The organism is Actinomycetospora sp. (assembly GCF_055612215.1).
The window spans coordinates 1-1,165 of the sequence record NZ_JBVPVA010000921.1; the positions used below are offsets into that span (position 1 = coordinate 1).

Here is a 1,165-nt window from a genome sequence, read left to right on the forward strand (position 1 = left end):
CGATGGCGACGCCGTCGCGCCGGACCCGCGCGAGCTCCCGCGCGAGGCCCGGAGAGGTGGTGATCGTCGTGGCGGTGAACGCCGTGCGGTCGTCCTGGGCGAGCAGCAGCTGCTCGATCTCGGCGGTGGTCGCGGCGAGCGCCTTGGTGACGGCCAGCGCGTGCGCCTGGGCGACCGGGATGCGCTCGCGCAGGTCGGGGATGCGGGCCAGGCCCTGGTGGCCGCGCGCGTCGACGATGACCGTCGCGTCGCCGTCCCAGCGGGCGAGGTAGGACCGCTGCCGGGTGCGCCAGTAGAGCTCGGTGACGGCGTCGGCGAGGCTCTCGGGGAGCTCGTAGCGGCTGACCGGGTCGTCCTCGCGGTGCATCGGGCGCAGCGCGTCCCGGGCCTCGTCGAGGTCCACGACCTCCGCGACCTGCGCGTCCGCCGGCTCGTCCGTCGCGGCCCCGTCGAGGAGACCGCCCCAGGCGTCGCCCCACGGCGGGGCGTCGCAGAGCCGGTAGGTGCCGGCGTGGCCCTCCCGGAGGGCGTAGCCCTCCTGGCAGAGGGTGTTGAGCAGGTACCGCGCGGTGGCCGCACTCTTGCCGATCTCGGCGCCGAGCTCCTCCGCGGTGACCCCCGTCGGGGCGGCACCGAGGTAGCGCAGGGCGGCGAGGGCCTCGGCGGCGGTCTTGAGGGAACGGCCGGAGCCGGCGGCGCGACTACCGGTGCGGTCCGTCATGCGCGCCTCCCTCCGACCTCCGTCGCCGGGCGGTCACCGGCGGCCGCTCGCAACTGAACGCGTAGCAGGTGGTGTGGTCAACATCACCGTTTGTGTGTGCAGATCCTGCACGTGGCCGCCGAACCACGAGTGTCGACCGCTCGTCGCAGGTCAGAGGCGTGCGGAGTCCTCTCGCGGGGGCACCGCGGGCGGCTCCGTGTCTCAGAGGGAGACACCGCGGAGCAAGATCTACTGGTGCTCCGGCAGCACCGGGACCGACAGCCCGGGGTCGCGCCCGAGCTGGGTGGCCCGGTTCACCGAGGCCGACCCGAAGCGCGCGCGGACGGCGTCGAGGGTGCGGTCGAGGGCCGCCGGATCCCGGGGTGCCTCCTGGGTCCCGCGGCCGGCGAGCGCGGTCCGCGGCTCCTCCCGCGCGTCGAGGGGCAGCTCGAGCTGCTCGCGGTC

1 protein-coding gene and 1 pseudogene are annotated in these 1,165 nt (G+C 75.5%); both read right to left on the reverse strand.

Going from position 1 to position 1,165, the window contains the following annotated elements; translation table 11 throughout:
- A partial coding sequence (locus AC0CYZ_RS25165) for a helix-turn-helix domain-containing protein (protein WP_472220434.1) occupies positions 1-721 on the reverse strand: 721 nt, incomplete at its 3' end.
- A 228-nt stretch (positions 722-949) separates the two neighbouring features.
- Positions 950-1,165: pseudogene (locus tag AC0CYZ_RS25170) on the reverse strand (DNA polymerase IV); the annotation flags it as partial.